The organism is Nostoc sp. (assembly GCF_036917155.1).
GTDB lineage: Bacteria > Cyanobacteriota > Cyanobacteriia > Cyanobacteriales > Nostocaceae > Nostoc.
Genome location: NZ_JBALDZ010000191.1, coordinates 1 through 1,796 on the forward strand (window position 1 = coordinate 1; position 1,796 = coordinate 1,796).

The 1,796-nt window shown below is 41.0% G+C and carries 1 protein-coding gene; it reads left to right on the forward strand.

Annotated features, from left to right (window positions below):
• Nucleotides 1–1,796 (forward strand): ATP-binding protein (locus tag V7K67_RS24595; protein WP_335168774.1); only part of this gene is annotated, 1,796 nt, incomplete at both ends.

Consider the following 1,796-nt stretch of genomic DNA (forward strand, 5'->3'; position numbering starts at 1 on the left):
TTCTCTGAACTCTTGTCGTTTCGCAATCAATACACCATCGCCAAAAATCTTAACCATCCGGGAATTATTCAAACTTATAGCCTAGAACCATACCAAAATGGCTATGCGCTGGTGATGGAAGACTTTGGGGGCATATCCCTTAAGGATTTTGCCAAGGTAGAGAGGTTACATATAACGTCTCTAAAGGAATTTTTGCTCTCTGCTATATCTCTGTGTAACACATTAGATATTGTCATTCGTCATCGCATTATTCATAAAGATATTAAACCCAGTAATATTTTAATTAATCCCGAAACCAAACAAGTTAAATTAATTGACTTCAGTATTGCATCTTTGCTACCAAGAGAAACCCAAGAAATTCAAAATGCTAACGCTCTAGAAGGCACACTTGCTTATCTTTCACCAGAGCAAACTGGCAGGATGAACCGGGGAATTGATTACCGCAGTGACTTCTACTCATTAGGTGTCACATTTTATGAATTACTCACAGGACAATTACCATTTGTCTCAGATGATCCGATGGAATTGGTGCATTGTCATCTTGCCAAAAATCCTATTGCCGTACATCATCACAATCCCAATATTCCCTTAGTTTTATCTGAAATCATCAGTAAGTTAATGGCGAAGAATGCCGAAGATCGCTATCAGAGTGCCTTGGGAATCAAGCATGATTTAGAAATTTGTCTAAGTCAATTACAAGCCACCGGAAATATTGAATATTTTACATTAGGAGAGCGAGATATTAGCGATCGCTTCCTCATTCCCGAAAAACTCTACGGCAGAGAAACCGAAGTATTAACCCTCCTCAAAGCATTTGAAAAAGTGAGCCTTGGGACAACAGAAATGATGTTGGTAGCAGGTTTTTCTGGGATTGGGAAAACTGCCGTTGTCAATGAAGTTCATAAACCCATTGTCCGGCAACGCGGTTATTTTATTAAAGGGAAATATGACCAATTCCAGCGCAATATTCCCTTTTCGGCATTTGTGCAAGCATTCCGAGATTTAATGGGGCAATTGCTTTCAGAATCAGATGCACAACTACAAGCCTGGAAAACCAAAATTCTCGAAGCCGTTGGCGACAATGGACAAGTCTTGATTGACGTAATTCCAGAACTAGAACGCATTATTGGTACTCAACCTCCAGCTATAGAACTATCAGGGAGTGCTGCCGAAACCCGCTTTAATCTGCTGATGCAGAAATTTGTGCAAATCTTCACAAGTGTTGAACATCCCTTAGTGATGTTTTTAGATGATTTGCAATGGGCAGATTCCGCATCGCTAAAATTGCTGCAATTATTGATGTCACAAACAGGACATTTATTAATCTTGGGTGCATATCGGGATAATGAAGTCTCACCGGTTCACCCATTCATCCTGACTGTAGATGAGATCGTCAAAACTGGGGCAGTAGTCAATAGGATTGTCCTGCAACCGTTAAGCGAACCAGATATGAATCAGTTGGTGGCAGATACCCTGAATTGCGAATTATTGCTAGCCCAACCTTTGACAAAATTAGTCTATCAAAAAACTCATGGTAATCCTTTTTTTGCTACCCAATTTCTCAAGGCATTAAATGACGATCATCTAATTACCTTTGACCCCCCTCAATCCCCCACCACCCTTGGGAGGGGGGTACAAGGGGGGTGGCAGTGTGATATTGCCCAAGTCAGAGCCTTAGCAATTACTGATGATGTGGTGGAGTTTATGGCACTGCAATTGCAGAAATTGCCGAACCAGACTCAGAATGTTCTCAAACTAGCAGCTTGTATTGGAGCGCAGTTTGATTTGAATACGCT